This window comes from uncultured Chloroflexus sp. (assembly GCF_937129525.1).
Taxonomy (GTDB): domain Bacteria; phylum Chloroflexota; class Chloroflexia; order Chloroflexales; family Chloroflexaceae; genus Chloroflexus.
Genome location: NZ_CAKZNK010000059.1, coordinates 1 through 23,316 on the forward strand (window position 1 = coordinate 1; position 23,316 = coordinate 23,316).

Genomic DNA, 23,316 nt, shown 5'->3' on the forward strand with positions numbered 1-23,316 from the left:
CGAGCACTGAGCGTTTCGTGGTGATACAGGTCACGCATCATCGACCACTTCCTTTCATCAGATACATGGTGATATTTACCAGACTTGAAAACATTTTATCACGACATTGATAAAAGTCAACATGTAAATTGGTTAATATTACCATTTAATTGAATATTCACGACCTCTCATCGATTACATGTCATTAGCTCCATGCAAGCGTCTCTGTTCGTTCTCACCCCATCGGCATACAATTGCAATCTACAGCGGCGGCACGCGGCGATCCACTGGTTCACACCATCCCAACCGGATTTGGTATGATAGCGGCTATGAACACATCTCCTTCACACCACAACCAGCCGGCGGCATGGGCCGGCAATCTGGCTCTGGCGCTCATCTGTTTGCTCGGCGCAATTGCGTTTCTCTATCCTTTTGCCATGGGGCGCGCCGAGACCGGATTTGAGCAAGCGCATGCCACAACTGCGCCAATCTTCTTTGCGATACTCGGCCCTGCGTTGCTGATCCTGCTGATTGCCGAACTGAGTGCCGGTCGGCTCAACACGCGCGCACTGGCTACGCTTGGCGTACTCGCCGGTGTGGTCGCATTGTTGCGCCTGCCAGCCGGGCCTGGTGACTCGCCAACCTTTTTCTTTTTGATCATCCTGGCCGGTTATGTGTACGGCGCTCGTTTCGGTTTTTTGCTCGGCGCGTTGGGATTGCTCGTCTCAGCGCTCCTCACCGGTGGAATAGGGCCATGGCTACCCTTTCAGATGTTTGTCAGCGGCTGGATGGGTATGAGTGCCGGATTGCTGACACCGCTCGGTCGCAGTCTAAAACCGGGGGGATGGGGCGAGCTGACCATGCTGGCAGGTTTCGGCTATCTGTGGGGATTCCTCTTCGGAGCGCTGATGAACCTCTGGTTTTGGCCGTTTGCGCCAGCCGGCTCGCTCGGCTGGACGCCAGGCTCTGGGCTGACGGCCACGATCCAGCAATACTTCATCTTCTACACGGTGACTTCGCTGGCATGGGACGCCACGCGCGCGTTGGGGAATGCGCTGTTGATTGCGCTGCTAGGGCGATTAGCTCTCAAAGAATTACGCCGTTTTCGCAACCGATTCTGGTTTGCAGTGGATGCTCATTGACAGGCTGCGCTTAAGCGCAAAAGAAAACCCCTCCTCCATTCAGGAGGAGGGGGCGCAAGGAGGAGGGGAAATATTCTATTACTTGGCCAGCGCGCCGCTCACGCCACTGCCCGCCGGAGTGCCCGCCAGATCGGGGTAAGCAACCATGCCGTGCTCGCCGATGTCGAGGCCAGCCTCTTCTTCCTCTTTGCTCACGCGCAGACCGATCGTCGCCTTGATAGCGAAGAACATCAGCGCCGCAGTCGCTACCGTCCATAAACCGATTACCACCACACCAACCAATTGCGAGATGAGCAGGGTCGCGCCACCGCCGTAGAACAAACCAGTCGTGCCGGTATTGCCAGGAACTGAAGCGAAGAGACCGACCGCCAGCGTTCCCCAGATGCCACTGAACAGGTGAACCGGAACTGCGCCGACCGGATCATCGATCTTGAGCTTCTCGAGCAGCTCAGCCGAGAAGACAACGACCGGACCAGCGATGAAGCCGATAATAATTGCTGAAAGCGGATCGACGTAGGCGCAACCAGCCGTGATCGCCACCAGGCCACCCAGAACACCGTTGAGGGTCTGGCCCAGATCGGGCTTGCCATAGCGCAGCCACGCGGTGAAGAGGGCGCCTAATGCGCCAGCCGCCGCTGCCAGGTTCGTCGTCACCGCCACCAGCGCCACCGCATCGGCATCACCTTGCGACGCAATCGCCAGTTGTGAACCGGGGTTGAAGCCGAACCAGCCCAGCCAGAGGATGAATGTGCCCAGCGCAGCCAGCGACATGTTGTGGCCAGGAATGACACGCGGCTTGCCATCAGGGCCGAAGCGACCGAGGCGCGGGCCAAGGATCATAGCGCCTACCAGCGAGGCCCAGCCGCCAACGCTGTGTACCACCGTGCTGCCAGCGAAATCGGTAAAGCCCCAGTTCCCTTCAGTGCTACCACTGTAGGTATTCAACCAGCCGGCGCCACTCCAGACCCAGTGAACAACAACCGGGTAGATGAAGAGTGAGATGATGAAGCTGTAGACGAGATAAGCGACAAACTTTGTGCGTTCGGCCATCGCGCCAGCCACGATGGTTGCCGCTGTGCCAGCGAACACGACCTGGAAGAACCAGCTTGCCAGCACTGGAATCTCACCCTCTGCCGTAACATTGGCGAGGAAGAACTGGTCGGTGCCGATGAAGCCATTCGCTGAAGTGCCGTAAGCGATGCCCCAACCGACTGCCCAGAAGGCGATTGAGCACATCACGAAATCCATCAGGTTCTTAAACAGAATGTTGGTTGTGTTTTTCGAGCGGGTCAGACCGGCGGTCAACATCGCAAAACCGGCCTGCATAAAGAAGACCAGCGCAGCAGCAATGAAGAGGAAGAACGTATTCATGGCTACTGCAAGTTCTGTCGTTGTTGGCCCTTCCTGCGCAAATGCCCGTCCGCTACCCACCAGCCAGAGACCGAGGCCAATACCAAGACCGAGACCGATCTTTGTGCGCCATGCAAGCTTCATGAGAAAAACTCCTTAAACCGTAGTGCTGCTCAGCGATTGCATGCAATCCATGGTTTCAGACACCATGAGATTTTAGAAAAAATGCACAAACCATCTGCCTCTGCCTCGTCGCAGGCCAAATCAGCTTCATCGCGCGCGCAAGCGACCAGTGGCCCTTGCTATGAACTTGTGAAAAGAGAAGGCAATTCCGAACAGTTATGCACCCCTGAAACGATTCCTCGCTCTGGCGCGCGTGGTTCATACTGCAACGCCGCAGATGATGCTCACGCAGCGCGTGTTCACCCCCTTGCAATCTACGCATCCTGGCGATCACCAATTTGTGCAGTCATTAGACATCGGTATGATAACAAGCTTGCTTCAGTCTGCCAATGGATAGGTTTGCCAATGTTTGCAAGTAGCGGATTGGATCTTTTGCATAAGCAGGTCATCACGAGACACAACATCCTTCTACCCCTAGCGCCGGCAGAATATGAACAACGCGACAGAGCCCGGTTTCAAACCACCCCCCAATCGCTCACGTTTGGTCAGACGCTTCTGTCCGATCGGATAGCAAAACCGTTTTGCGCGTTAGTAAAAATTTGGTATAATCAACATTCAAGAGTGGTTCGGATTTGGTACGCGCTAGCGCTCCCCCGCTGAGACTCCCCTCGGTCGAGTACGGACGCAACGCAGCCTTACGCACCGGCCCAATAAACCCTTCGTTGTTCTGCTAGAGGAGTAGCGAGCCATGAGCTTCGCAGACAAGACCCTTACCTGTCGGGATTGTGGGATGGATTTCGTTTTCACAGCGGGAGAGCAGCAATTTTACGCTGCCAAAGGCTTCACCAATGAGCCGGTGCGTTGCCCATCGTGTCGCAAAGCGCGCAAGACTCAAATGAGTGCCCCGGCAGAGCGTCATCGTGTTGCTCATACTGCGCCAGTTGGGCGTGAGCGAGTAAATTACCAGGTGACGTGCGCCAGTTGTGGACAAGAAACGACCGTTCCATTCGTTCCCCGCGGCACCAAGCCGGTCTACTGTAGCTCGTGTTTTAACCGAATGCGGGGCAGTCAACGCTCGATGTTCTGACAGGCGATGGTGACCGCGCTGCGATACCACAGCTTGTGCCATCGTCAGTTGCGCATCAGATAGAAACCTGGCAAGCAGTGTCCTGATACCTGTAACCCACTCTCGGCTCTGGAGTGGGTTCGGTGTTTTTTGTTGAGCTATATCAGGTGGTTTGCATGCGCGCAGAGCGGATGGGTATCCCTCTATCCGGTTCAATCGCCGATCCGTCATCATGGACGCTCTTCCCTGCATCTTCCCCGTCGATGAACGGTTGCGCTTGCCGGTGTGACTGGTCTCTCAACAACCAGCTACAATTCCCCTACGCTGCAAGCTGCGCGCCCTCTATACGCCAACCCAGCCCGGTTGACCGGTCTGATCCCTTCCCGCATCGCATCATGACAGCTCACAATGCGCCCACTCTGCGCGGCAAGCCGCGCGCTCTATACGCCAACCCAGCCCGGTTGACCGGTCTGATCCCTTCCCGCATCGCATCATGACAGCTCACAATGCGCCCACTCTGCGCGGCAAGCCGCGCGTCCTCTACGCGCCAAGCCCGCCCGGTTGACCAGATCGAACCTCGCCAATGCTTCCCATGAAATGCTTTCCATGACAAAATCTGTGCAAGATATTGACAAATCTTCGACAATCATGCTATATTACTTACCGGTCGGTAAGAATAGATGAGATTGGTCTTTTGAAATGACAGAGTTCAACCTGACGCTCGATCCGCGGATCATTGATAGCCCCACTGCGCTACGCATTCTCGACGTGGCTGGCCACCTTTTTATGCAGCGTGGTTATCGAGCGGTTTCGATTAATGACATCATCAATGCCGCCGGTGTCACTAAACCCACGCTTTACTACTACTTCAGTGACAAAGAGGAACTGTTTGTACAGATGGGATTGCGCGTCCTCATAACAATGAGTGAACCGCTGGCCGAATTGGTCAGCGCAGATCTTCCGCTCGTCGAGCGGTTGCGCGCCATCGCGACCTTGCTGATTAACGGGTACGAAGGCGATATGCGGGTGATGCGCCATGAGATGATGGAACACCTGGGTGAAGCGGCTCGCGCCCGGCTGAGCGCTGCGTTCTACCAGCATCTGTTTGAGCCGCTGATCCGACTCATGCGTGAAGCCGGCGCTGCCGGTCTCATCCGCAACGATCTCGCGCCAACGATGCTCGCGACCCTCTTTCTCAGTCTGTGCGAGACATTTCACGAATTGACGCCCACCAATCCGTTCACGCGCTGGGTTGGTGAGGTATCACCGGCTTTACTGGTCGATCTTTTTCTCAATGGCGCTGGCAGACGGGCCACGCCCAATCCGTTGACAGGAGCAGCATAACTTATGAGTACGATACCCCAGTCTCGCCCCCGTTTCGGTCTTCCACGTCTTTCCTGGCCGGTCTTGATTGCCGCTGGCTTGCTACTGGCCGTTATCGTGACAGTCATTGTTCGATTGACTACCGCTTCTACGACCGATCCACTTGCCGGTGTCACGCTAGCGCCGGTTGTGCGCGGCGATCTGCGTCTGACCGTCAACGCCACTGGATCGATTGAACCGAATCAGACGGCAGCGTTGAGCCTGACCATTCCTGGCCGGGTGCAAGAGGTATTGGTAACGGTCGGGCAGCAGGTGACTGCTGGCGATCCATTGTTACGGCTCGATGATCGCCAACTGCGGGCCGATGTGGCCGCAGCGCAGGCGGCAGTGGCGCTCGCCCAGGCCGATTTGCAGGCGCTGCGCGAACGGGCGACACCGGAGCAGCAGGCGGAAGCTGCGGCGCTGGTGGCGGCGGCGCAAGCTGGTTTGGCCCAGACCCAGGCGAGTGTGACTCCGGCGGATGTAGCCGCAGCGCAGGCAGCGGTAGAAGAGGCCCGCGCGCGGTTGCAGGAGTTGCTTAATGGGCCAACCCCAGAGCAGCGCGCGCGCGCTGAGGCGGCGCTCACGCAGGCCAAAGCCGAACTTGAGCGCCAGCGCGAGCTGTTGTCAGCAGCCAAATCTGAAGCGCAAGCCCGGATTGAAGCGCAGGCTAATGTGGTTCGCAATGCGCAGAGCGCGTATAGTGATGCCTACTGGAATTGGGAACACGTCAAAGCCAAAGGAACCGATCCGCGCAGCGGACGCTCGCTCAATGAAGCTGAGCAGCGCGATTTCGAGCGCGCATTTGAGCGCGCCGCCCGCGCATTGGCCGACGCAGAAGCAGGGCTGGCACAGGCGCAGATCGCCTATCAGACGGCAGTGCAGAATGAGATTAGCGGTCTGGCTGCCGCTGAGGCGCGGGTCGCCAGCGCGCAAGCCGATCTCGATGCGCTGCTGGCCGGGCCGAATACCGACACCGTAGCCGCTGCGCGCGCCCAATTGGCCCGCGCCGAAGCTGAATTGGCCCGCTTGACCGGCGCGGCTCGCCAGAGCGCGATTGTCGTTCAGCAGGCGCAGCTTGAAGCGGCTCAGGCGCGTCTGGCTCAACTCACCGCCGATCCACGCGCCAGCGATCTAGCCCGCGCTGAAGCCCGTCTCGCCCAGGCTCAGGCCCAGCTCGAAGCTGCGCGCATCCGGCTTGATGAAGCGACTCTGCGCGCGCCCTTCGCCGGCGTGGTCGCTGCAGTTGATGTTGCGCCCGGTGAAGCCGTTGGCAATCAGGCGCCCATCATCTTGATCGATGTGAGCCGGTATCTGATCAAAGTGACGGTTGACGAAGTTGACATTAGCCGCGTTACGACCGGTCAACCGGTTGAGGTGACAGTTGACGCCCTCGATGCTCCGCCGTTCCGCGGGCAAGTGGTCAATGTTGAGCCGTTGCCTGCCGGCAACAGCGGGGTGACTGCGTACCAGGTCACCATCGCCTTCGATCCCGCCGGTCAACCGGTGCGCCCAGGCATGACAACCACAACCGCGATTATTGCCGCAACTCGAAGCAACGTATTGCAGATCCCGGTCACCGCGATTCGCAATGTCGGCGCAAAGACACTGGTTGATGTGGTGACAGTGGCAGAAAACGGACAGCGCGCCTTGAGCGAACGGTCGGTGCTGGTCGGGCTGCGCGCCAATGGTATGGTCGAAATCCAGAGTGGCCTGGCCGAGGGTGAGCAGGTAGTGGTGCGTTGATGCGCATGCCATCGCGCTCTATGACTGATGTCGTCGTGTTGTGTATCGATCTTAAACACCTGAACTTACCAATAGACGGGGAGTGACACGTTCACTTCGACCGGTCACTTCCCCCACAAGCAAGGAGTCTACTGTGACAACGGAATACCTTGGCCGACCAATTGTCGAACTTCGCAACATCCGCAAGACCTTTCCTACCGGCGACGGCGAGTTCCTGGCGCTTGACGATATTAGCCTGACGATTAGCGAAGGCGAGATGGTGGCAATTATGGGACCATCAGGGAGCGGCAAGAGCACATTGATGACCCTGATCGGATTGCTCGACAGTCCGACCTCTGGTCAGTATCTGCTCGACGGCATCGATGTCTCGCGCTTGAACCGACAGGAACAGGCTCGCATCCGCAACCGCAAACTGGGCTTTGTGTTTCAGAACTTTAACTTGCTCCCGCGCCTGACAGCGCAGAAGAATGTGGAGCTGCCGCTGGTGTATGGGCGGATCGGAGCGCGCGAGCGCGCTGCGCGGGCCCGCGCAGCGCTAGAGGCGGTCGGGCTTGGACACAAACTTGACAGTCTGCCCAATACGCTGTCAGGCGGGCAGAAGCAGCGGGTTGCGATTGCGCGCGCGCTGGTACATGATCCGGCGATCATCCTGGCCGACGAGCCAACCGGCGCGCTCGATACGCGCACCGGCGCCGAGATTCTGGCCCTCTTTCGCGAATTGAACCGCGATCAGGGGCGCACGATTATCATCGTTACTCATGACCCTGAAATTGGCCGCCATATGGATCGGGTGATCGGACTGCGCGATGGACGGCTGGTCGATAACATTCTCAGCGAGTATTACGGTGTCGAGGTGCTGGAAGAGGTTGAGCGCGCGCGCGGCCTCGAGCCGGTTCCAGTGCCGGTGCGCCGCCCAACCGACGAGGCAGCCTGATTAGCGCCCTGCCTTGCGCGACGAGCGCAGATCGTTGCGCGCGAACGCTGGCAGTGCGCTCGACATCTGCGGCGCATCAAGATAGACAAGAACGTGTAAAGAGGAAGATGGTATGTTCAACGAACTGATCGCAATGGCTTTCGACAGCCTGCGCGCCAATAAATTTCGTTCGTTGCTGACGATGCTCGGCGTGATCATCGGCGCTGGCACACTGGTGGCAGTGTTGTCGTTAGGCAATGCCCTGCAAGGCCAGGTTTTTGAGCAGTTCATCGATCTGGGTACGCGCCGGATCGCGGTAACACCCGGCGATCCGCAAGCAAAAGGCGCGCGCGACGTGCCCGGTTATGGCCTGCTCTCGGTCAAAGACTATCAGATACTGGAGTCGATGGTTGCCGGGCGGCCCGATCTGTTCCGCGCTATTGCGCCAGAGATCACGGTCAGTACGCAAGCACGCGCCGGCACAGTCGCGCTACAAGCCTTACTAGTCGGCACCAGTGCTGATTACCCGCAAGTGCAACGCGCGCCGATGCTCTACGGTCGGTTTCTAACCGCGGCTGACGAGGCAGAGGGAGCGCGCGTCGGTGTACTGGGCTGGCTGGTCGCGCGCGATCTGTTTGGCGCTGACAAAGAGGCGTTGCGTAACGTGATTGGGCAGACGATTGAAGTCAACGGCCAGCCGATTGAGATCATCGGGATCATCGGCGAGAATGGCGGACCCTTTTCGACTGATAGCCGCATCTTTACTCCGGTGAGCACGATGCGTCTGCGCCTGATCGGCGATCTCGATTTGCCCGGACGTGGTTTGCGCATGAGCAGTATCCTGCTCGGCATCCAGAGCGAACAGCAAGTCAATGAAGCGGTTGCGGTGATCGAGCGCACCTTGCGCGCAGCGCGCAACGTTCCAGCAGAGGCGATCAACGATTTCAATTTACAGACGCCAACGCAGGCCTTGACTGTTCTATCTGCAATCAGCACAGCGATCACCGGTTTCATCGCAGTTGTGGCCGGAATCAGTCTGGTGGTCGGCGGGATTGGGATTATGAACATCATGCTGGTCGCCGTGACTGAGCGCACTCGCGAGATTGGCGTGCGCAAAGCGCTTGGCGCCAGTGACGGCGATGTGTTGGGCCAGTTTGTGATGGAAGCAGTGGCTCTGAGTCTGGTCGGCAGCCTGATCGGTGTGATGGGAGCAATCGGGATCGTCTGGATCATCGGGGCAGTCAGCGGAATTAATACCGGCGTGTCGTGGATCGGGATTGCGCTGGCACTGACGTTCGCTTCGGCTATCGGTATTGGGTTTGGATATTACCCGGCCCGGCGCGCGGCGTTGTTGCCACCGATTGAGGCATTGCGGTACGAATAACGGCGCGATCCCTGATGGCCAGAAATACTGGGGGGCGCAGCATTGCGCCCCTCAATCACTTTCCCACCGAACGAGAGATTTGCTATTACCCACCGGATAAGAAACGTTGCCCTTGCGCGCTCAGCTCAGCCAAACCGGGGATGCGCGAACCCGACTGTTCCGTCGCAGGAAGAAGCCGATCAATCCTCAGGTTCTGTCACCAGCTCAGTGCCGGCTACCCATCCTTCTCGGCCATCACTGGTACGGATGTGCCACCATGGGTAGCCATCCTTCTCTTGCGGGCCGGCAAGCAGTGTCAACTGCGTGCCGGGAGGAAGGCAATCAAGCACTGTCGAGTCGAGACCGGGCGCTTGACGCCGGCGCAGGTTTTTACCACCCGCCTTCTGCACATACGCCACGCCGCCGATCTGCAAGCCACCGTCAGTCGATGGAGACGCAGTCGGGGTCGCCGGGCCGATCTTTACTGCGCCACTCCCACCCAAAGCGCCGGCGATTGCGCCAGCGATACCGCCACTCTCACCCGACCCGGCAACGCTCTTGCCACCGCTACTTTCAGTCGGAGCGGAAGCTGTGGCGGCAGCAAGCTGGGCCTGCAACCGCTTTAGTTCGGCTTCCATTTGCGCCATCCGCGCCTCGGCTTCCGCCAGCGACGCGCGCGCTTTCTCTGCCGCGGCAGCATCTTGTTGCGCCGCTTCGAGTGCCTCTTGCAGCCGTTTGATCTCCTGGGCCTGCCGACCAATCTGCTCGCTCATCGAGCGCATTGCTACGCCAATTCCCTCACTCGCGCCGCCCTCTTCCTTTTTGCTGCCGTAGTTGATCATACGCGCCGCTCCTTCCAGGCTGAAAACCATTGCAGGTAGATGCATTATATCCCGTCAACCGGCTCTCGTCATCGGGGAAGATCGACCTGGATCGCCTCAGCGCAGCGCTCGCCGCTGAGAATTGCCGCATTGATGCTGCTGGCTTCAGTCAATTCACCTGCCAGATAGAGTCCTCGCCGCGCCGAGCGGTTATCGGGCAGATTGGGATGCAGGCCGGGTGGCTGCGGGAATTGGGCAAATGGGATGCGATCAACTCGCAAGATGCGAGCATTGGCCAGCGTGGTCATAGCTGCGGCTTCGTTGACGAAGATGCGATGAAGATCAACCATCACGCGGGCCATCATCGTGCTGTCGTCGATTTCGGGAACGCTGAGGATGGCAGCGGCGTAGAGGTGCCAGCCGGAGGGCGCATACGTGGGCGCAACTGCGCTGAGCGGCGCCAGAGTATTGACAAAAGCGTTATCCTCAGCGTTGAGAAGCAACTTTTTACCGCGATAGAGAGGGTGACGGGTAGCCAGCCAGACGCACGAAGAACCAAGGCTTCCCTCTGGCATCGGCAATCCGCTCAGGCGCGCAGTTTCAGGCGCCGGGGTCGCCAATACAACCGCATCGGCGAGCAGTTCACTGCCATCATCCAATCGAGCGCCGGTCACCCGGTCGGCGTTGTTGAGCAGCGCGACCGCGCGCGTGTTGAGCCGCACCTTGCCGGCTCGCAGTAACTCGGCTCCGAGCTGATCGGCAATGGCACCCATGCCGCGCGCCGGAACGACGGTTTCGCCATCACTCATCATTTTAAAATTGAAACGGAAGCACTTGGCGCTGGTCTGTAGCGAGCGGTCGAGAAAGATGCCACCGAAAAAGGGACGGAAGAAGCGATCGATCATCTGGTCACTGAAACCGAGCGCCTTGAGTTCCGTCAGTGTGGCGCGGTCGGGGCCGGCCAGAATCTCATCGACCGTTTGCCGGCGCAGGCGCAGCGCCAGTTGCAGCGTGCGCAGTTTGTCGGCAGGCGACACGATACCGGTAAGCGCCGCTCCAATTAACGCTGCCGGATCACGATCGCGCAACGGGTCGGTTAACACCTCGCGCCGACCACGCCAGGCCACAATCGCGCCCGGATCGAAAGCGCGCAGATCGAGGGCAGCCAGATTGAGCTGGCGCCGCGCCGCCGGATAGGCGGTGAAAAGCACTTGAAAGCCTCGATCGAGGATGAAGCCGTCCACGCAATCAGAACGCACTCGCCCACCAATACCATCACTCGCCTCGATCAGCGTGACATCGTAACCGGCGCGATGCAAAGCGCGAGCACAGACCAACCCGGCCACTCCGCCACCGATAATCAGTATGCGCATAGAGCTGTCCTTCTAGCATCACCAGGAGCGCATGCAGTATCTGCAATTCAGCTCCACACTGACAGACACGTTACCTCTTCGAGTATACTATGTGCTACAACCAGCCTGCACGCAAGGTTAAAGGGGGCGATCAATGATTCACAACTTCAATCCCGGCCCGGCAGCATTGCCGCCTGAGGTGATTGCGCGCGCGCAAGCCGAACTGGCCGATTATCACGGCACAGGGATGTCGATCCTGGAGATGAGCCACCGCAGTAAGGAGTACGAAGCCATTAACGCCGCCGCCGAGGCCAATCTCAAGGCGCTGCTAGGTCTTGGCGATGATTACCGGGTGCTCTTTATGCAGGGTGGCGCCTCGATGCAGTTTGCCCTGATCCCGCTCAATTTCTTGCCCACCGGTGGCTTCGCCGAATATATCGTGACTGGCTCGTGGGGCGAAAAGGCATTTGAAGAGGCGCAACGCCTCGGTCAGGCTCGTTTGCTGGCGAGCACAGCCGACCAGGGTTACCGTAGCTTGCCAGAGTCAGACTCATTCACGCCTGATCCACAGGCGGCTTACCTGCACATCACGACGAATGAGACTATTCAGGGTGTGCAGTGGCCAGCCGAACTGCCGCAACTCGGCCCGGCGCCGCTGGTCGCTGATATGAGCAGCGATTTCCTCTCCCGGCCCTTCAATGCCGGTCAGTTTGCCCTCATCTATGCCGGCGCGCAGAAGAATCTCGGCCCCGCCGGTGTAACGGTTGTCGTCATTCGCCAGGATCTGATCGAGCGCGGACGCAAAGATTTGCCGGTTATTATGCGTTATGCCACGTTCGCCAAGAACAATTCGCTCTACAACACCCCACCGGTCTTTGCCGTCTATATGGTCAATCTGGTGCTGGAATGGATCAAGGATCAGGGTGGACTAACGGCAATGGCCGAACGCAATGCGCGCAAGGCAGCAATGGTCTACGCCGCGATTGATGAAAGTAATGGGTTTTACGCCGGTCATGCGGCGCCGGCAGCGCGCTCCCTTATGAATATTACTTTCCGCCTGCCATCGCCAGAACTGGAAAAGAAGTTCCTGAGTGAAGCGCAGTCTGCCGGCATGGTAGGTCTGGCCGGACACCGCTCGGTTGGCGGGATTCGAGCCTCGCTATATAATGCAGTGTCGGTTGAGTCGGCAACAGCGCTGGCTCAGTTTATGCAGGAGTTTGCCCAGCGGTATGGATGAGCAGCCTTACGCCGCCGCGATCACGTTCGTGCCGGTGACCGACTTGCAGGTGAGCGCGACCTGTTACGGCGTTGCCCTCGGTCTGCCACTGGCGCTCGATCAAGGCGGCATTCACATCTATCGGGTGGCGCGCGGTGGCTATCTCGGTCTGTGTCAACAGGCTCAACCGCCCATTGTCGATGATCGGTTGATTTTGACTATCGTTACCGCCGATGTCGATGCAGTTTATCGGCGCTTAGTTGCCGCCGGGATCGCCACCGATGGCGAGCCGCGCGAGAATCCGCGCTACCGCATTTACCATTTCTTTGCGCGCGATCCCGACGGCTATCGCCTAGAAGTGCAGCGATTTCTACACCCGTTCGACGCGGATTGACCAGAAGCGCGCAATTGCCCGGAATATCCCCGTATGCGTGTTGTCATGCTCTCAAAGGCCGTGGTCGCCGGCGCATACCAGCGCAAGCTGGAGGAGATTGCGCGCCTCGGCGTGGAACTGACGGTGCTGGCGCCATCTGGCTGGCGCGAACCACGGGTAGGGTTGATTCCACTGGAACGGCGCTTTACCGCGGGATACACGCTCTTGACCTTGCCGATGGTCTTCAACGGTCATCATCACATCCATTTTTATCGCGGTTTGCGCCCGCTCATTCACCGACTGCGACCACACGTTTTTCACATCGATGAAGAAAGTTTTAATCTGGCCACCTTTCAAGCAATGCGGATCGGCGTAGAGGTAGGCGCGCGCTGCTGCTTCTATAACTGGGCGAATATCGACCGCCGCTACCCGCCACCATTCGGTTGGTTTGAACGCTACAACCTGCGTCACGCCACCCACGCCATTGCCGGCAATCAAGAGGCCGCGACTATCATTCGCCGGCACGGTTATCGCGGTCCCATCAGCGTCATTCCACAGTTTGGAGTTGACCCCGATCTCTTTTCACCGGCGGCTACGCCACGTCAGTCAGAACAGTTCATTATCGGCTACCTGGGCCGACTGGTACCCGAAAAGGGGGTAGCCGATCTGGTGACTGCCCTGGCTGGCTTACCTGACCATACCCGCCTGCGCCTGATCGGGGACGGTATTGAGGGGCCGCGGCTGCGCCATCTGGCAGCCAGACTGGGGCTTGAGCAACGTGTCGAATTGAGGCCTGCCGTGAGCAGCACCGCAGTGCCAGCGGCACTGCGTGAGCTAGATGTACTGGTCTTGCCATCACGCGCGCAGTCAAACTGGAAAGAGCAATTTGGTCGCGTGTTGATTGAAGCGATGAGTTGTGGCGTGCCGGTTATTGGTTCAACCTGCGGCGAGATCCCGCATGTGATCGGTGAGGCCGGGATCGTCTTTCCCGAAGGCGATGTCGTCGCCTTGCGCGCGGCGCTCACCCGCCTGATTGAACAGCCGGAACTGCGCATCGAACTGGCTCAACGCGGGCGGGCGCGCGTCTTGAACGAATTTACCCAAGCGGCCATTGCCCGCCGTCACGTCGCAGTCTATCGGGCAATGCTGGATCGCGCTGAAGGCAGCGTGAATCGATCTGACTAAAAGCCGTCGGTGTATGCGTTCAACCAGACAACAACCCTTTGTACTCTGGCAGGAGGAGGTATAACCCAATGCCGGTCAAATCTGATCGCTGGATACGGCGGATGGCCCTTGAACACGGGATGATCGAGCCGTTCGTGGATCATCAAGTGCGACGAGGCGTAATCTCGTATGGCCTGACCTCGTATGGATACGACATGCGGGTCACCGATCACTTCAAAGTCTTCACCAACGTTTACAATGCCCTGGTTGATCCCAAGCAATTCGACCCGCGCTCATTTGTCGATATTCAGGCTGACTACGTTGACATTCCACCCAACTCGTTTGCGCTGGCCCAATCGCTGGAATATTTTCGCATTCCGCGCAATGTGTGTTGTATCGTGATCGGGAAATCGTCCTATGCGCGGTGCGGGATTATCATCAACGTGACGCCACTCGAACCGGAATGGGAAGGGCACGTCACCATCGAAATCAGCAACACCACGCCGCTACCGGCGCGGATCTATGCCAACGAGGGGATCGGACAAGTATTATTTTTGGAGAGCGATGAGGTGTGCGAAGTATCGTATGCCGACAAGAAAGGAAAATACCAGAAGCAGACCGGCATCGTCTTGCCACGGATCGATCCGTAGCGGCACGGCGCTGGCCCAACGAGCAATCGACCTGTCATCACCGTGCCGATCATGCGGCAATGCGGCGCCGGATGGCGCCGCATTGTTGTTGCTGTTTACACCTCCATTACCATCGGTAGCACCATAGGCCGCCGGCGCGTCTCGCGGTAGAGAAACTCGCTCACCACATCGCGAATCTTGCGGCTGATGTAGGCAGCGTCAACAGTCGAGCCGGCGCCATTCTTGCTGTTAAGGGCAGCGCGCACCGTCTCTTTGGTTGCCTCGATCAGATCCTGGCTCTGACGCATATAGACAAAGCCGCGCGAAACGACATCTGGCCCGGCGACCAGTTCGCCGGTAGCGCTATCGATGCTTACCACGACAATCAGCATGCCGTCTTTCGCCAGCAACTGCCGATCACGCACCACAACATTGCCCACATCACCGACCGTTGTGCCATCGACGTAGATATAGCCGACCGGCGCTTTACCGGTAATCTTGCCAAAACCAGGCGCAAACTCCATGATGGTGCCGCCTTCGGCCAGCAACACCCGCTCGCTGTCGGCAACTGCGCCAATGCCGGTAGCCAGCTTGCGGTAGAGCATCAGATGGCGGTAATCGCCGTGGAATGGCACGATGAAGCTGGGACGCAACAAAGCCAGCACTAGCTTCAATTCCTCTTGAGCGGCGTGCCCGGATACATGCACTCGCGCTTCCGGCCCGTAGATCACCTCGGCACCCAGCTTAAACAGATTGTTGATCACTTTATTGACGCTGACCTCATTGCCGGGGATGGGGGTGGCCGAAAGCACAACCGTATCGCCGGGTTTGATCTTGACGTTAGGGTAATCGCGGTTTGCCATCCGGTTGAGGGCAGCCATTGGCTCACCCTGACTGCCGGTGCAGACGATGGCAATCGCGTCATCGGGATAGGCCGACATCTCGTGTGGCCGAATGATCGTTCCCTCATCGGCGCGCAGATAGCCTAGCTCAAACGCAATGCGAGCGTTGGTCTCCATACTCCGCCCGGCGAGCATCACCTTGCGCCCGTAGGCTTCGGCTGAGTCAATCACCTGCTGCACGCGACTGATATTCGAGGCAAAGGTTGCGACAATGATCCGGCCAGGAGCAGTCGCAAAGATGTTATCGAACGCCTCGCCAACGGTTGCCTCGCTCGGCGTGTAACCGCGCGACTCTACCCGCACACAGTCGGTGATCAGCACCAGCGGTTTGCGATTACCAAGTTCGGCAATCTTTTCGAGATCGGTGGGACGACCATCAACCGGAGTATGGTCGAGCTTCCAATCGGTCAGGTAGATAAGCAGACCGGCGGGTGTTGTGATCGCAAAACCAACTGCATCGGGAATCGAGTGGGCAATGTGAAATGCTTCAACCGTAAAGCAACCCACCTGAAACGGCTCGCGCTCGGTAATCTGCACAGTGGTGACTTTATCCTGCAACCGATGCTCTTTCAGCCGATTGCTGAGCAGACCAAGCGTTAACCGCGTCGCGTAAACTGGCGGAAATCCCAAATCGGCGATCAAATGTGGCACTGCGCCGATATGATCTTCGTGACCGTGGGTAATTAAAATCCCCTTGATATGATCCGTCTTCTCGCGCAAATAGGTAATGTCGGGCAACACGAGATCAACGCCGAGCATGTCGGCATCGGGAAACATGACGCCGCAGTCGAGAATGACAATATCATCGCCATACTCAACCACCCACATGTTCCGACCGACCTCACCGGCGCCACCGAGTGGAATCACACGGAGACGTTGTTTGGCCATAGGTTTCAGTTAGGGCCGGCACGTAATCGACCCTTGCTCCTTTCTAATCGGTTCAACAATAACCAGCGGGCATCGTCCTGACCCGCACAAACGTATGATGACAGGGCATCACGCCGCCCTGACTAGCCCAGACCTGCCAGCGACAGGTTTAACCAACCGGCGCGCGCTCCAACTGTCCGGCTTCAGCCGACGTGTGGGCAATTGCTTGCTCAATCATCGAGACCAATTCAGCACGCCGTTCGACACCTGTACCGATCACCAATCGTTGCCGACCGTGCGCCATCCGATGCAACCAGCGCCGCGCCGGATTGACAATCGCGTCTGCCGGATCGATCCGGCAAGAGATGACGATCACCTCATCATCGACTGCCGGAAGCGGACGCGCGCCGAGCACATCATTCCAGCGACAGAGCAGTCGGACACCGATTGCCTCGTAGCGCAAGCCTTCATCATCGATTGTAAACGCAGCCCCCCACTCGACAATCAGGTTCCAAACCAGCAATGGCGTTGCAACAATCAACACGAGCAGGAACAACGCCGGCACAACCTGCTCGATGACGGGAGGTTGCGCCGATATGCGAAGCAGATCATGCCAAAATTGAAGCGGATGGAGGCTAAGCTGGAGCGTGTTAGAAAAGCTCCACAGGGCCAGCAGCCACAAGAGCATTGCAGCGACGATCATCAATAGATTGTCACGCCGACCGACAGGCGAGAGGAGATACACTCGAGACATTGGTTCAATTGCATCACCGGTAACTGGCGACCAATGATCAGAAGAGACGGAGCTGTTCAGGTGGCTCGTCAACCGTTGGCCTGGCCGGCGCAGCCTTGCTACGCTGACGCTCGGCTTCGGCCAGAATTGCGGGCAAGCGGCTAAAATCGGCTTCCAGCAGCGGACGATTCTGGGGCTGGTGCAGAGCGGATGCCGGATGCAACATCGGCACAATCAATCGCCCATTCACATAGCGTGGTTGGCCGTGGATGCGCGAAATGCGTTCGCCGGGCAGAAAGAGATTCATGGAATAACGGCCCAACGTAACAATCACAGCCGGATCAATCGCCGCAATCTGTCGCATCAAAAACAATTTGGTGCAGGTATCAATTTCAGCAGGCTCAGGATCGCGATTTTGCGGTGGCCGGCACTTGACAACGTTTGCAATAAATACTTCGTCGCGACTCAACCCGGCCAGCGCCAACAGATCGGTCAGGAATTGACCTGACGGGCCGACAAACGGGCGGCCCTGCCGATCTTCGTGATAGCCAGGGCCTTCACCGATCAGCATAATGCGCGCATCTGCCGGCCCCTCACCGGGAACGGCGCGCGTGCGCCCACGATGGAGATTACAAGCGGTGCAGCGCTGCACCTCCTGAGCAATGGCAAATAGAGTATCACTGGCTGTCACACGCCCATCCTTGCATGTTTCAGCTTTACCTTTGTTTATTATAACACACCCAAAAGTGTACAGCAGACTTTGTGTGCAACTGCGCAGGTCGCATATCATACGAGAACGGATCAATCCCTTCCGTTGGTAGACTGCGCCATGCTTTCACCCAGACAGTGCCAGATCGGCATACCTTTCCCTGGCGAGTCGAGGAATGTTCGCTCTCGCGGCCCAGCGAGTATCGGCGAGCGGTCGCGCGAACCTGGCGGTTTTCGCAAATCTTCGTCACGCGATCGCCGGAACCGAATCATGCTATCCAGAAGCTGCACAATGACATGACAAACATCTTGTGCTACACTAACCATGATAACGTCTCGCCGACAGGAATACTTCCGATGACCGGACACGCGCCCTCGGCCCAGTTGCCGCCCAATGCTGATTCGCCGCAGTGGCAGATTGACCGCGCCACCTTTGCCGCGGCGCTCGATGCGCTGCTAGACATGCCGACTCTGGCTGATCTGCGCATCGGTGTAGCCAAACTGCGCCGGCGACTGGCCGATCCAGATGACCGGCTACGCCAGTCTGGCGATGATGCGATCCACTTTACGCCGGAAGTATTGCAGGCCGAACTGGATCAAATTGCCGCTGCCCGGACCCTCGAACGCGCCCGCTATTACCTCAGCCGCCTGCGCCGTTCACTGACTGCGCAGCGGTTTGCGCCGGCCAGCGACATTGATCTCTATCGCTGGAAAGAGTACGATGACATTCTGACTGATAGCCTCTGGCTGATCGAACGACGCGACAACTCCGGCGTTCATCGTGCCGATTACTGGGGGAACTTCGTTCCACAAATCCCGCGCCAGTTTATCCGTCGCTACACCCGGCCCGGTGAATGGGTGATCGATCCCTTCGCCGGCTCAGGCACAACTCTGATCGAAGCGCGCCGTCTCGGTCGCCATGCGATCGGGATTGAGCTTCAGGCGCAGATGGTAGATCACGTTCATCAGCTCCTCGCTGCTGAGCCACCAACGCACCCAACGATTGCCGCCATTGAGCAGGGCGATAGCCTCGAGACCGATTTTCAGGCGCTGCTGGCTCGCTATGGCGCCACGAGTGCGCAACTGGTGTTACTTCACCCACCGTACCACGACATCATTCGTTTCAGCAGTGATCCGCGCGATCTCTCCAATGCGCCTACGATTACCGACTTTCTCAACCGCCTGAAACTGCTTACCGAACGATTAGCGGCAGCGCTCGACCGCGGTCGCTATCTGGCGCTGGTCATTGGCGACACATATCGTCGGGGTGAATGGTATCCGCTCGGCTTTCAGGCGATGGAAACGATCCGCGCCTGCGGTTTTAGTCTCAAGAGTATCATCGTCAAGAATTTCACTGATACCCTGGGCAAGCGCGGCAGCGCCGAACTCTGGCGCTATCGAGCGCTGGCCGGTGGTTTTTATGTCTTCAAACACGAGTATATCTTTCTGCTGCGCAGACGGTGAGAAAGGAGGAACTTTGCCAGCATTTAGCGTCATTATTCCTGCCCTCAATGAGGCTGACCACATCGGCGCCTGTGTGCAATCGGTCATTCGGCTCGATCCTGATCTCGAAGTGATCGTTGCCGATGGCGGTAGCACTGACAATACGCCTGCTCTGGCGCGCGCTGCCGGCGCGCAGGTCGTAGCGGCGCCGCGTGGCCGCGGCCCACAACTCAATACCGGAGCCTCCGTCGCGACCGGTGACATCTTTGTGTTTCTTCACGCCGATACCCGCCTGCCTGCTCACGCCTTCCGTCTGCTGCGTTACCTATTCGCCGATCCGCAGGTTCAGGTAGCCAAATTCCGGCTCTCGTTCGACGATCCTGATTGGTTACTGGCACTGGCAGCTCGCTTGATGTGGTTTGACTCGCTGCTCACCAGCTATGGCGACCAGTGTATGGTGATACGACGCACTCTCTTCGAGCGGCTCGGCGGTTTCCCTGACTGGCCACTCTTTGAGGATGTCGAACTTTTCCGTCGCGCCCGCGCCTATACCCGCGTCCACGTTGTGCCGGCGGAGGTGGTCACGTCGGCGCGGCGCTTTCGCGCCAATGGTATTCTGCGCCAACTGTTGCGCGATTTCTGGCTCTGGTTGCAATATCTGATCGGCGTGTCACCCCACCAGATCGCTCGTCAATACCGGTAAACCAATGCCCTGCCGCGCTGTTCATTCGCAAAGGCGAGTCGGTGTACAATACAACAGGAATTATCTTTCGCCGTGGAGCGCCCACGTATGACGTATACTTCATTTGCTTCGATCGACGAATTGCAGGCGGCTCTCGCCGAATACGCTTACATCGCCGATCGCGCCCTGACCACCGCCATCTTTCTGGCGCTGAAGCTGAACAAGCCGTTGTTGCTCGAAGGTGAGGCCGGCGTCGGCAAGACAGAGATTGCCAAAACACTGGCCCGCATGCAGGGTCGCGAGCTGATCCGACTGCAATGTTACGAAGGGCTGGATGTTAACACAACCATCTACGAGTGGAACTATGCCCGTCAGATGCTGCAAATTCGCCTGTTAGAGGCGCAAGGAGCCGCGCAAAACACTGCGGCGCAACAGAGCATCTTTGGGCCAGAGTTTCTGATCAAGCGTCCACTCTTACAGGCGATTGAGGCCAGAGGTGACCAGCCACCGATTCTGCTGATCGACGAACTTGACCGCGCTGATGAAGAGTTTGAAGCCTTTCTGCTTGAACTTCTCTCTGACTGGCAAATTTCGATCCCCGAAATCGGGACGATTCGGGCCGAGACACCGCCAACCGTGATTATCACCTCTAATCGCACGCGCGAAGTACACGATGCGCTGAAGCGGCGCTGCCTCTTCTACTGGGTCGATTATCCTGCGCTGGATAAAGAGATTCAGATCGTCAAGGCGCGCGTTCCCGGCGCGAGTGAGCGCCTTGCTCGACAGGTCGTGCTGGTCGTGCAAGAGTTGCGACGGATGGATCTCTACAAGTTGCCCGGCGTCGCCGAGACCCTCGATTGGGTGACGGCGCTGGTTGCGCTTGATCAGACCGAGTTGACACCGCAGGCCGTCGAAGATACACTAGGCGCGATCTTGAAGTATCAGGACGATATTGCGCAGGTGCGTGGACAGCGGCTCAACGAATTGTTGAAACGGGCGAGTGTGGGGGTGTCATGAGCGGAGAGATCGATGTCGCGGCAACGCTGGCCGCTTTGCGCGCCGAAGTGCGCGCCCAACGCGCTGCGCTGCCCGCTGTCGAGCCAACGCCAACCGAACGCGAGTTGCAGCGGGTGGTGGAAGAGCTGGAATATACCCGCGTGGTGAGCGCTCACTGGCCGCTTGAGGGGCGTAATCCGCTGGAAAAGGTGATCGCGTTCGTCAATAAAGTGGTGCGACGTTATCTGCGCTGGTATATCAACCCGATTGTTGAGCAGCAGAACGCCTTTAACGACACAACTGCCCGCGCTATCCGCTTGCTGGTCGCCGAGAACGCTGCCTTGCGCGCCGAACTGTCCGCCTTGCGCGCTCAATTGCAACAATCTGTGCCACCCTCATGAGCCGCATTCTAATCTGCGCGACGCAGGTGCCGTTTACGCGCGGCGGCGCCGAGTATCTGGTTGAAAGCCTGCGCGATGAGTTGCGCCGCCGTGGCCATACCGTCGATGTAGTTGCCCTCCCTTTTCAATGGCATCCAGTCGAACGGATTATCGATAGCGCGCTGGCGTGGCGCCTGCTCGACATCAGTCACGTGAACGGCGAACCGGTCGATCTGGTCATTGCGACCAAGTTCCCTTCGTACCTGATCCGTCACCCGCGCAAGATTCTCTGGCTGGTGCATCAGCATCGGCAGGCCTACGATTGGTATGGCACGCCGCTCAGCGACTTCGACGGATCACCATCTCATCGCGCCGTGCGCGAACAGATCTTTCGCATTGATAACCGCGCCATTGGTGAATGTCGCGCGCGCTATACCATCTCACGCAACGTTAGCCATCGCCTGGAACGGTTTAACGGCCTGAGCAGTACGCCACTCTACCCGCCGAGCCGCTACGCCGAGCGGCTGTGGGCCGGGCCATACGACGACTACATCCTCTCGCCTTCTCGCCTCGACCGGGCCAAGCGAATTGAGTTGCTGCTAGCAGCTCTGGCGCGCACAACTACGCCAGTGCGCGCGATTATCGCCGGTACCGGCCCTGACCGTGAGCGATTGCAGCGACTCGCTGCCGAATTCGGCCTCGGTCAACGAGTCGAGTTTCGCGGGTTTGTTCCCGATGATGAACTGATCAATCTGTATGCTCACGCTCGCGCCGTCTACTATGCGCCGGTCGATGAGGACTACGGATTTGCGACGGTGGAAGCCTTTGGCGCGAGCCGACCGGTCATTACCACCGACGACGCCGGCGGAGTGCTTGAGTTTGTGCGTCACGGTGAGAACGGTCTTATCTCGCCGCCTGATCCGACAGCGATTGCCCGCCATCTCGACCGATTAGCAAGCGATGCGACCGAAGCGGCGCGGCTGGGCAGCGCTGGCCGTCCACTTGTTGCCGAAATCTCCTGGGATCGCGTGATCGCGGCTCTGACAGGGCAGACGCCGTAAGCTCGCAGCGCTGGTACGCGACCGGGCAGTTCCACCGATTGATCATTGCTCGTGATCCAGGCATCTATGCAACCCTCGCGCGACCGCCAGCAGTGCGAGCAAGTTGACGCGAATACCGTCTGCGCGGAAAACGGGGAGGTTCGCAGGATGCGCGTGAACTCTTGCGTCACCCGTCGCCTTATGGTAATATCGCGTATGGCGCGGGCAGGTCGCATAGTTGGTCTAGTGCGCGGCACTGGAAATGCCGTACAGCGGCAACGCTGTCGTGGGTTCGAATCCCACCCTGCCCGCCATCTACTATTCCCTACCTGCCTATCACTCCCAAACTCCAGATCAGGTATCCGATCAATCCAACCAGATGGGCGATAATGATCGTCCAGAAGATCGACACATAACGATCTTTAATGCGTTTGTGACGAAAGACCTGCTGCGCGATGATAGCGCCGGGCCAGCCGCCGATCAACTCCCATAGATGCAGGGTGTTTTCGCGGATCCGTCGCACAGCTTGCCGGGCTCGTTGCTTGTCTTCCGCATAGAGCATGATGGTCACAACGCTGGTCGCCAGATACCAGCCGATTACCCAGATGGGCAACGCTGCGATGAAGGTTGCCATTCCGAGCAAGATCAGAAAGGGCAACAAACACCAGAACGGCCAGCACAGCGTCGAAGCCAATACCAGGAGGGGGCAAAAATTGCGGATTGCTGGTGAGCGACCTGACCTCAACCGCGCGCCACCGACCGTCGGTATCAGGCTTTAGCTCAAAACTGACCGGTTCGCCGACTTGTGGCAACCAATCCCGACTAAAAGAGTCGTTCACGTGGAAGAAGATGTCACCTTCATTATTTGCCAAACTGATGAATCCGTACCCTCTCTCGCCTTTCCACGAGACAACCCGACCAACGTATCGTTGCTGTTTCATAATTCCCTGGATGAAAATGACCCAT

Annotated in this window: 22 protein-coding genes, 1 tRNA gene and 1 pseudogene; 16 read left to right on the top strand and 8 right to left on the bottom strand. The window is 58.3% G+C overall.

Annotated elements, in window-relative coordinates; translation table 11 throughout:
- The first annotated feature begins 308 nt into the window (after positions 1 to 308).
- On the top strand, positions 309 to 1,121 hold the full coding sequence (locus tag Q0650_RS06810; RefSeq protein ID WP_298817212.1) for an ECF transporter S component: 813 nt from the start codon (positions 309 to 311) through the stop codon (positions 1,119 to 1,121).
- A 78-nt stretch (positions 1,122 to 1,199) separates the two neighbouring features.
- On the opposite strand, the gene Q0650_RS06815 is transcribed toward Q0650_RS06810, so the two are convergent.
- Positions 1,200 to 2,615: an ammonium transporter gene (locus tag Q0650_RS06815; protein ID WP_298817214.1), complete on the bottom strand. Its 1,416-nt coding sequence runs from the start codon at positions 2,613 to 2,615 to the stop codon at positions 1,200 to 1,202.
- A gap of 727 nt (positions 2,616 to 3,342) precedes the next feature.
- Here Q0650_RS06815 and Q0650_RS06820 point away from each other — a divergent pair.
- From Q0650_RS06820 to Q0650_RS06840, 5 genes are all read left to right on the top strand, one after another.
- Positions 3,343 to 3,681 (top strand): zinc-ribbon domain containing protein, encoded by a 339-nt coding sequence (locus tag Q0650_RS06820; protein ID WP_298817217.1) that lies wholly within the window; start codon positions 3,343 to 3,345, stop codon positions 3,679 to 3,681.
- Positions 3,682 to 4,359: 678 nt separating this feature from the next.
- Complete coding sequence (locus tag Q0650_RS06825; RefSeq protein ID WP_298817219.1) at positions 4,360 to 5,004, top strand: TetR/AcrR family transcriptional regulator; 645 nt, start codon at positions 4,360 to 4,362, stop codon at positions 5,002 to 5,004.
- Positions 5,005 to 5,007: 3 nt separating this feature from the next.
- Entirely contained in the window at positions 5,008 to 6,768 is a 1,761-nt protein-coding gene (locus Q0650_RS06830) for an efflux RND transporter periplasmic adaptor subunit (RefSeq protein WP_298817221.1), read from the top strand.
- Positions 6,769 to 6,901: 133 nt separating this feature from the next.
- Complete coding sequence (locus Q0650_RS06835) at positions 6,902 to 7,702, top strand: ABC transporter ATP-binding protein (protein WP_298817223.1); 801 nt, start codon at positions 6,902 to 6,904, stop codon at positions 7,700 to 7,702.
- A 112-nt stretch (positions 7,703 to 7,814) separates the two neighbouring features.
- Positions 7,815 to 9,065: an ABC transporter permease gene (locus Q0650_RS06840; RefSeq protein WP_298817225.1), complete on the top strand. Its 1,251-nt coding sequence runs from the start codon at positions 7,815 to 7,817 to the stop codon at positions 9,063 to 9,065.
- A 179-nt stretch (positions 9,066 to 9,244) separates the two neighbouring features.
- On the opposite strand, the gene Q0650_RS06845 is transcribed toward Q0650_RS06840, so the two are convergent.
- A complete protein-coding gene (locus Q0650_RS06845) occupies positions 9,245 to 9,886 on the bottom strand; it encodes an SH3 domain-containing protein (RefSeq protein ID WP_298817227.1) in 642 nt (213 codons plus the stop codon).
- A 68-nt stretch (positions 9,887 to 9,954) separates the two neighbouring features.
- Complete coding sequence (locus Q0650_RS06850; protein WP_298817229.1) at positions 9,955 to 11,238, bottom strand: NAD(P)/FAD-dependent oxidoreductase; 1,284 nt, start codon at positions 11,236 to 11,238, stop codon at positions 9,955 to 9,957.
- Positions 11,239 to 11,371: 133 nt separating this feature from the next.
- Between Q0650_RS06850 and serC the strand changes: the two genes are divergently transcribed.
- From serC to dcd, 4 genes are all read left to right on the top strand, one after another.
- Positions 11,372 to 12,454, top strand: coding sequence for a 3-phosphoserine/phosphohydroxythreonine transaminase (serC, locus tag Q0650_RS06855; protein ID WP_298817231.1), 1,083 nt, complete (start codon positions 11,372 to 11,374; stop codon positions 12,452 to 12,454).
- Positions 12,447 to 12,827 carry a VOC family protein gene (locus tag Q0650_RS06860; RefSeq protein ID WP_298817233.1) on the top strand — a complete coding sequence of 127 codons (381 nt, stop codon included), beginning with the start codon at positions 12,447 to 12,449 and terminating at the stop codon, positions 12,825 to 12,827. Before serC ends, Q0650_RS06860 begins: the two co-directional genes overlap by 8 nt.
- A 33-nt stretch (positions 12,828 to 12,860) precedes the next feature.
- On the top strand, positions 12,861 to 13,991 hold the full coding sequence (locus tag Q0650_RS06865) for a glycosyltransferase family 4 protein (protein WP_298817235.1): 1,131 nt from the start codon (positions 12,861 to 12,863) through the stop codon (positions 13,989 to 13,991).
- 68 nt (positions 13,992 to 14,059) lie between these two features.
- A complete protein-coding gene (gene dcd / locus Q0650_RS06870; RefSeq protein ID WP_298817237.1) occupies positions 14,060 to 14,620 on the top strand; it encodes a dCTP deaminase in 561 nt (186 codons plus the stop codon).
- A gap of 95 nt (positions 14,621 to 14,715) precedes the next feature.
- On the opposite strand, the gene Q0650_RS06875 is transcribed toward dcd, so the two are convergent.
- The 3 genes from Q0650_RS06875 to Q0650_RS06885 form a co-directional block, all read right to left on the bottom strand.
- Positions 14,716 to 16,389 carry a ribonuclease J gene (locus Q0650_RS06875; protein WP_298817239.1) on the bottom strand — a complete coding sequence of 558 codons (1,674 nt, stop codon included), beginning with the start codon at positions 16,387 to 16,389 and terminating at the stop codon, positions 14,716 to 14,718.
- A 148-nt stretch (positions 16,390 to 16,537) separates the two neighbouring features.
- Positions 16,538 to 17,122, bottom strand: a complete 585-nt coding sequence (locus tag Q0650_RS06880; RefSeq protein ID WP_298817241.1) for a hypothetical protein — start codon at positions 17,120 to 17,122, stop codon at positions 16,538 to 16,540.
- A gap of 37 nt (positions 17,123 to 17,159) precedes the next feature.
- A complete protein-coding gene (locus Q0650_RS06885) occupies positions 17,160 to 17,792 on the bottom strand; it encodes a uracil-DNA glycosylase (RefSeq protein ID WP_298817243.1) in 633 nt (210 codons plus the stop codon).
- Between the two features lie 374 nt (positions 17,793 to 18,166).
- Between Q0650_RS06885 and Q0650_RS06890 the strand changes: the two genes are divergently transcribed.
- The 6 genes from Q0650_RS06890 (at position 18,167) to Q0650_RS06915 (ending at position 22,664) form a co-directional block, all read left to right on the top strand.
- Positions 18,167 to 19,273, top strand: a complete 1,107-nt coding sequence (locus Q0650_RS06890) for a TRM11 family methyltransferase (RefSeq protein ID WP_298817246.1) — start codon at positions 18,167 to 18,169, stop codon at positions 19,271 to 19,273.
- 13 nt (positions 19,274 to 19,286) lie between these two features.
- Entirely contained in the window at positions 19,287 to 19,955 is a 669-nt protein-coding gene (locus Q0650_RS06895) for a TIGR04283 family arsenosugar biosynthesis glycosyltransferase (protein WP_298817248.1), read from the top strand.
- A gap of 87 nt (positions 19,956 to 20,042) precedes the next feature.
- A complete protein-coding gene (locus tag Q0650_RS06900; RefSeq protein WP_298817250.1) occupies positions 20,043 to 20,951 on the top strand; it encodes a MoxR family ATPase in 909 nt (302 codons plus the stop codon).
- Entirely contained in the window at positions 20,948 to 21,331 is a 384-nt protein-coding gene (locus Q0650_RS06905; protein WP_298817252.1) for a hypothetical protein, read from the top strand. Before Q0650_RS06900 ends, Q0650_RS06905 begins: the two co-directional genes overlap by 4 nt.
- The gene (locus Q0650_RS06910; protein WP_298817254.1) at positions 21,328 to 22,371 is read left to right on the top strand and encodes a glycosyltransferase family 4 protein; all 1,044 of its coding nucleotides are present in this window, start codon (positions 21,328 to 21,330) and stop codon (positions 22,369 to 22,371) included. The genes Q0650_RS06905 and Q0650_RS06910 overlap by 4 nt, the downstream gene beginning before the upstream one ends.
- Positions 22,372 to 22,573: 202 nt before the next feature.
- Positions 22,574 to 22,664, top strand: a tRNA-Ser gene (locus tag Q0650_RS06915).
- Between the two features lie 11 nt (positions 22,665 to 22,675).
- On the opposite strand, the gene Q0650_RS06920 is transcribed toward Q0650_RS06915, so the two are convergent.
- Complete coding sequence (locus Q0650_RS06920) at positions 22,676 to 23,008, bottom strand: DUF1294 domain-containing protein (protein WP_298817257.1); 333 nt, start codon at positions 23,006 to 23,008, stop codon at positions 22,676 to 22,678.
- An 88-nt stretch (positions 23,009 to 23,096) separates the two neighbouring features.
- Positions 23,097 to 23,291, bottom strand: a pseudogene (locus Q0650_RS18835) (cold shock domain-containing protein); the annotation flags it as partial.
- Positions 23,292 to 23,316: the final 25 nt, after the last annotated feature.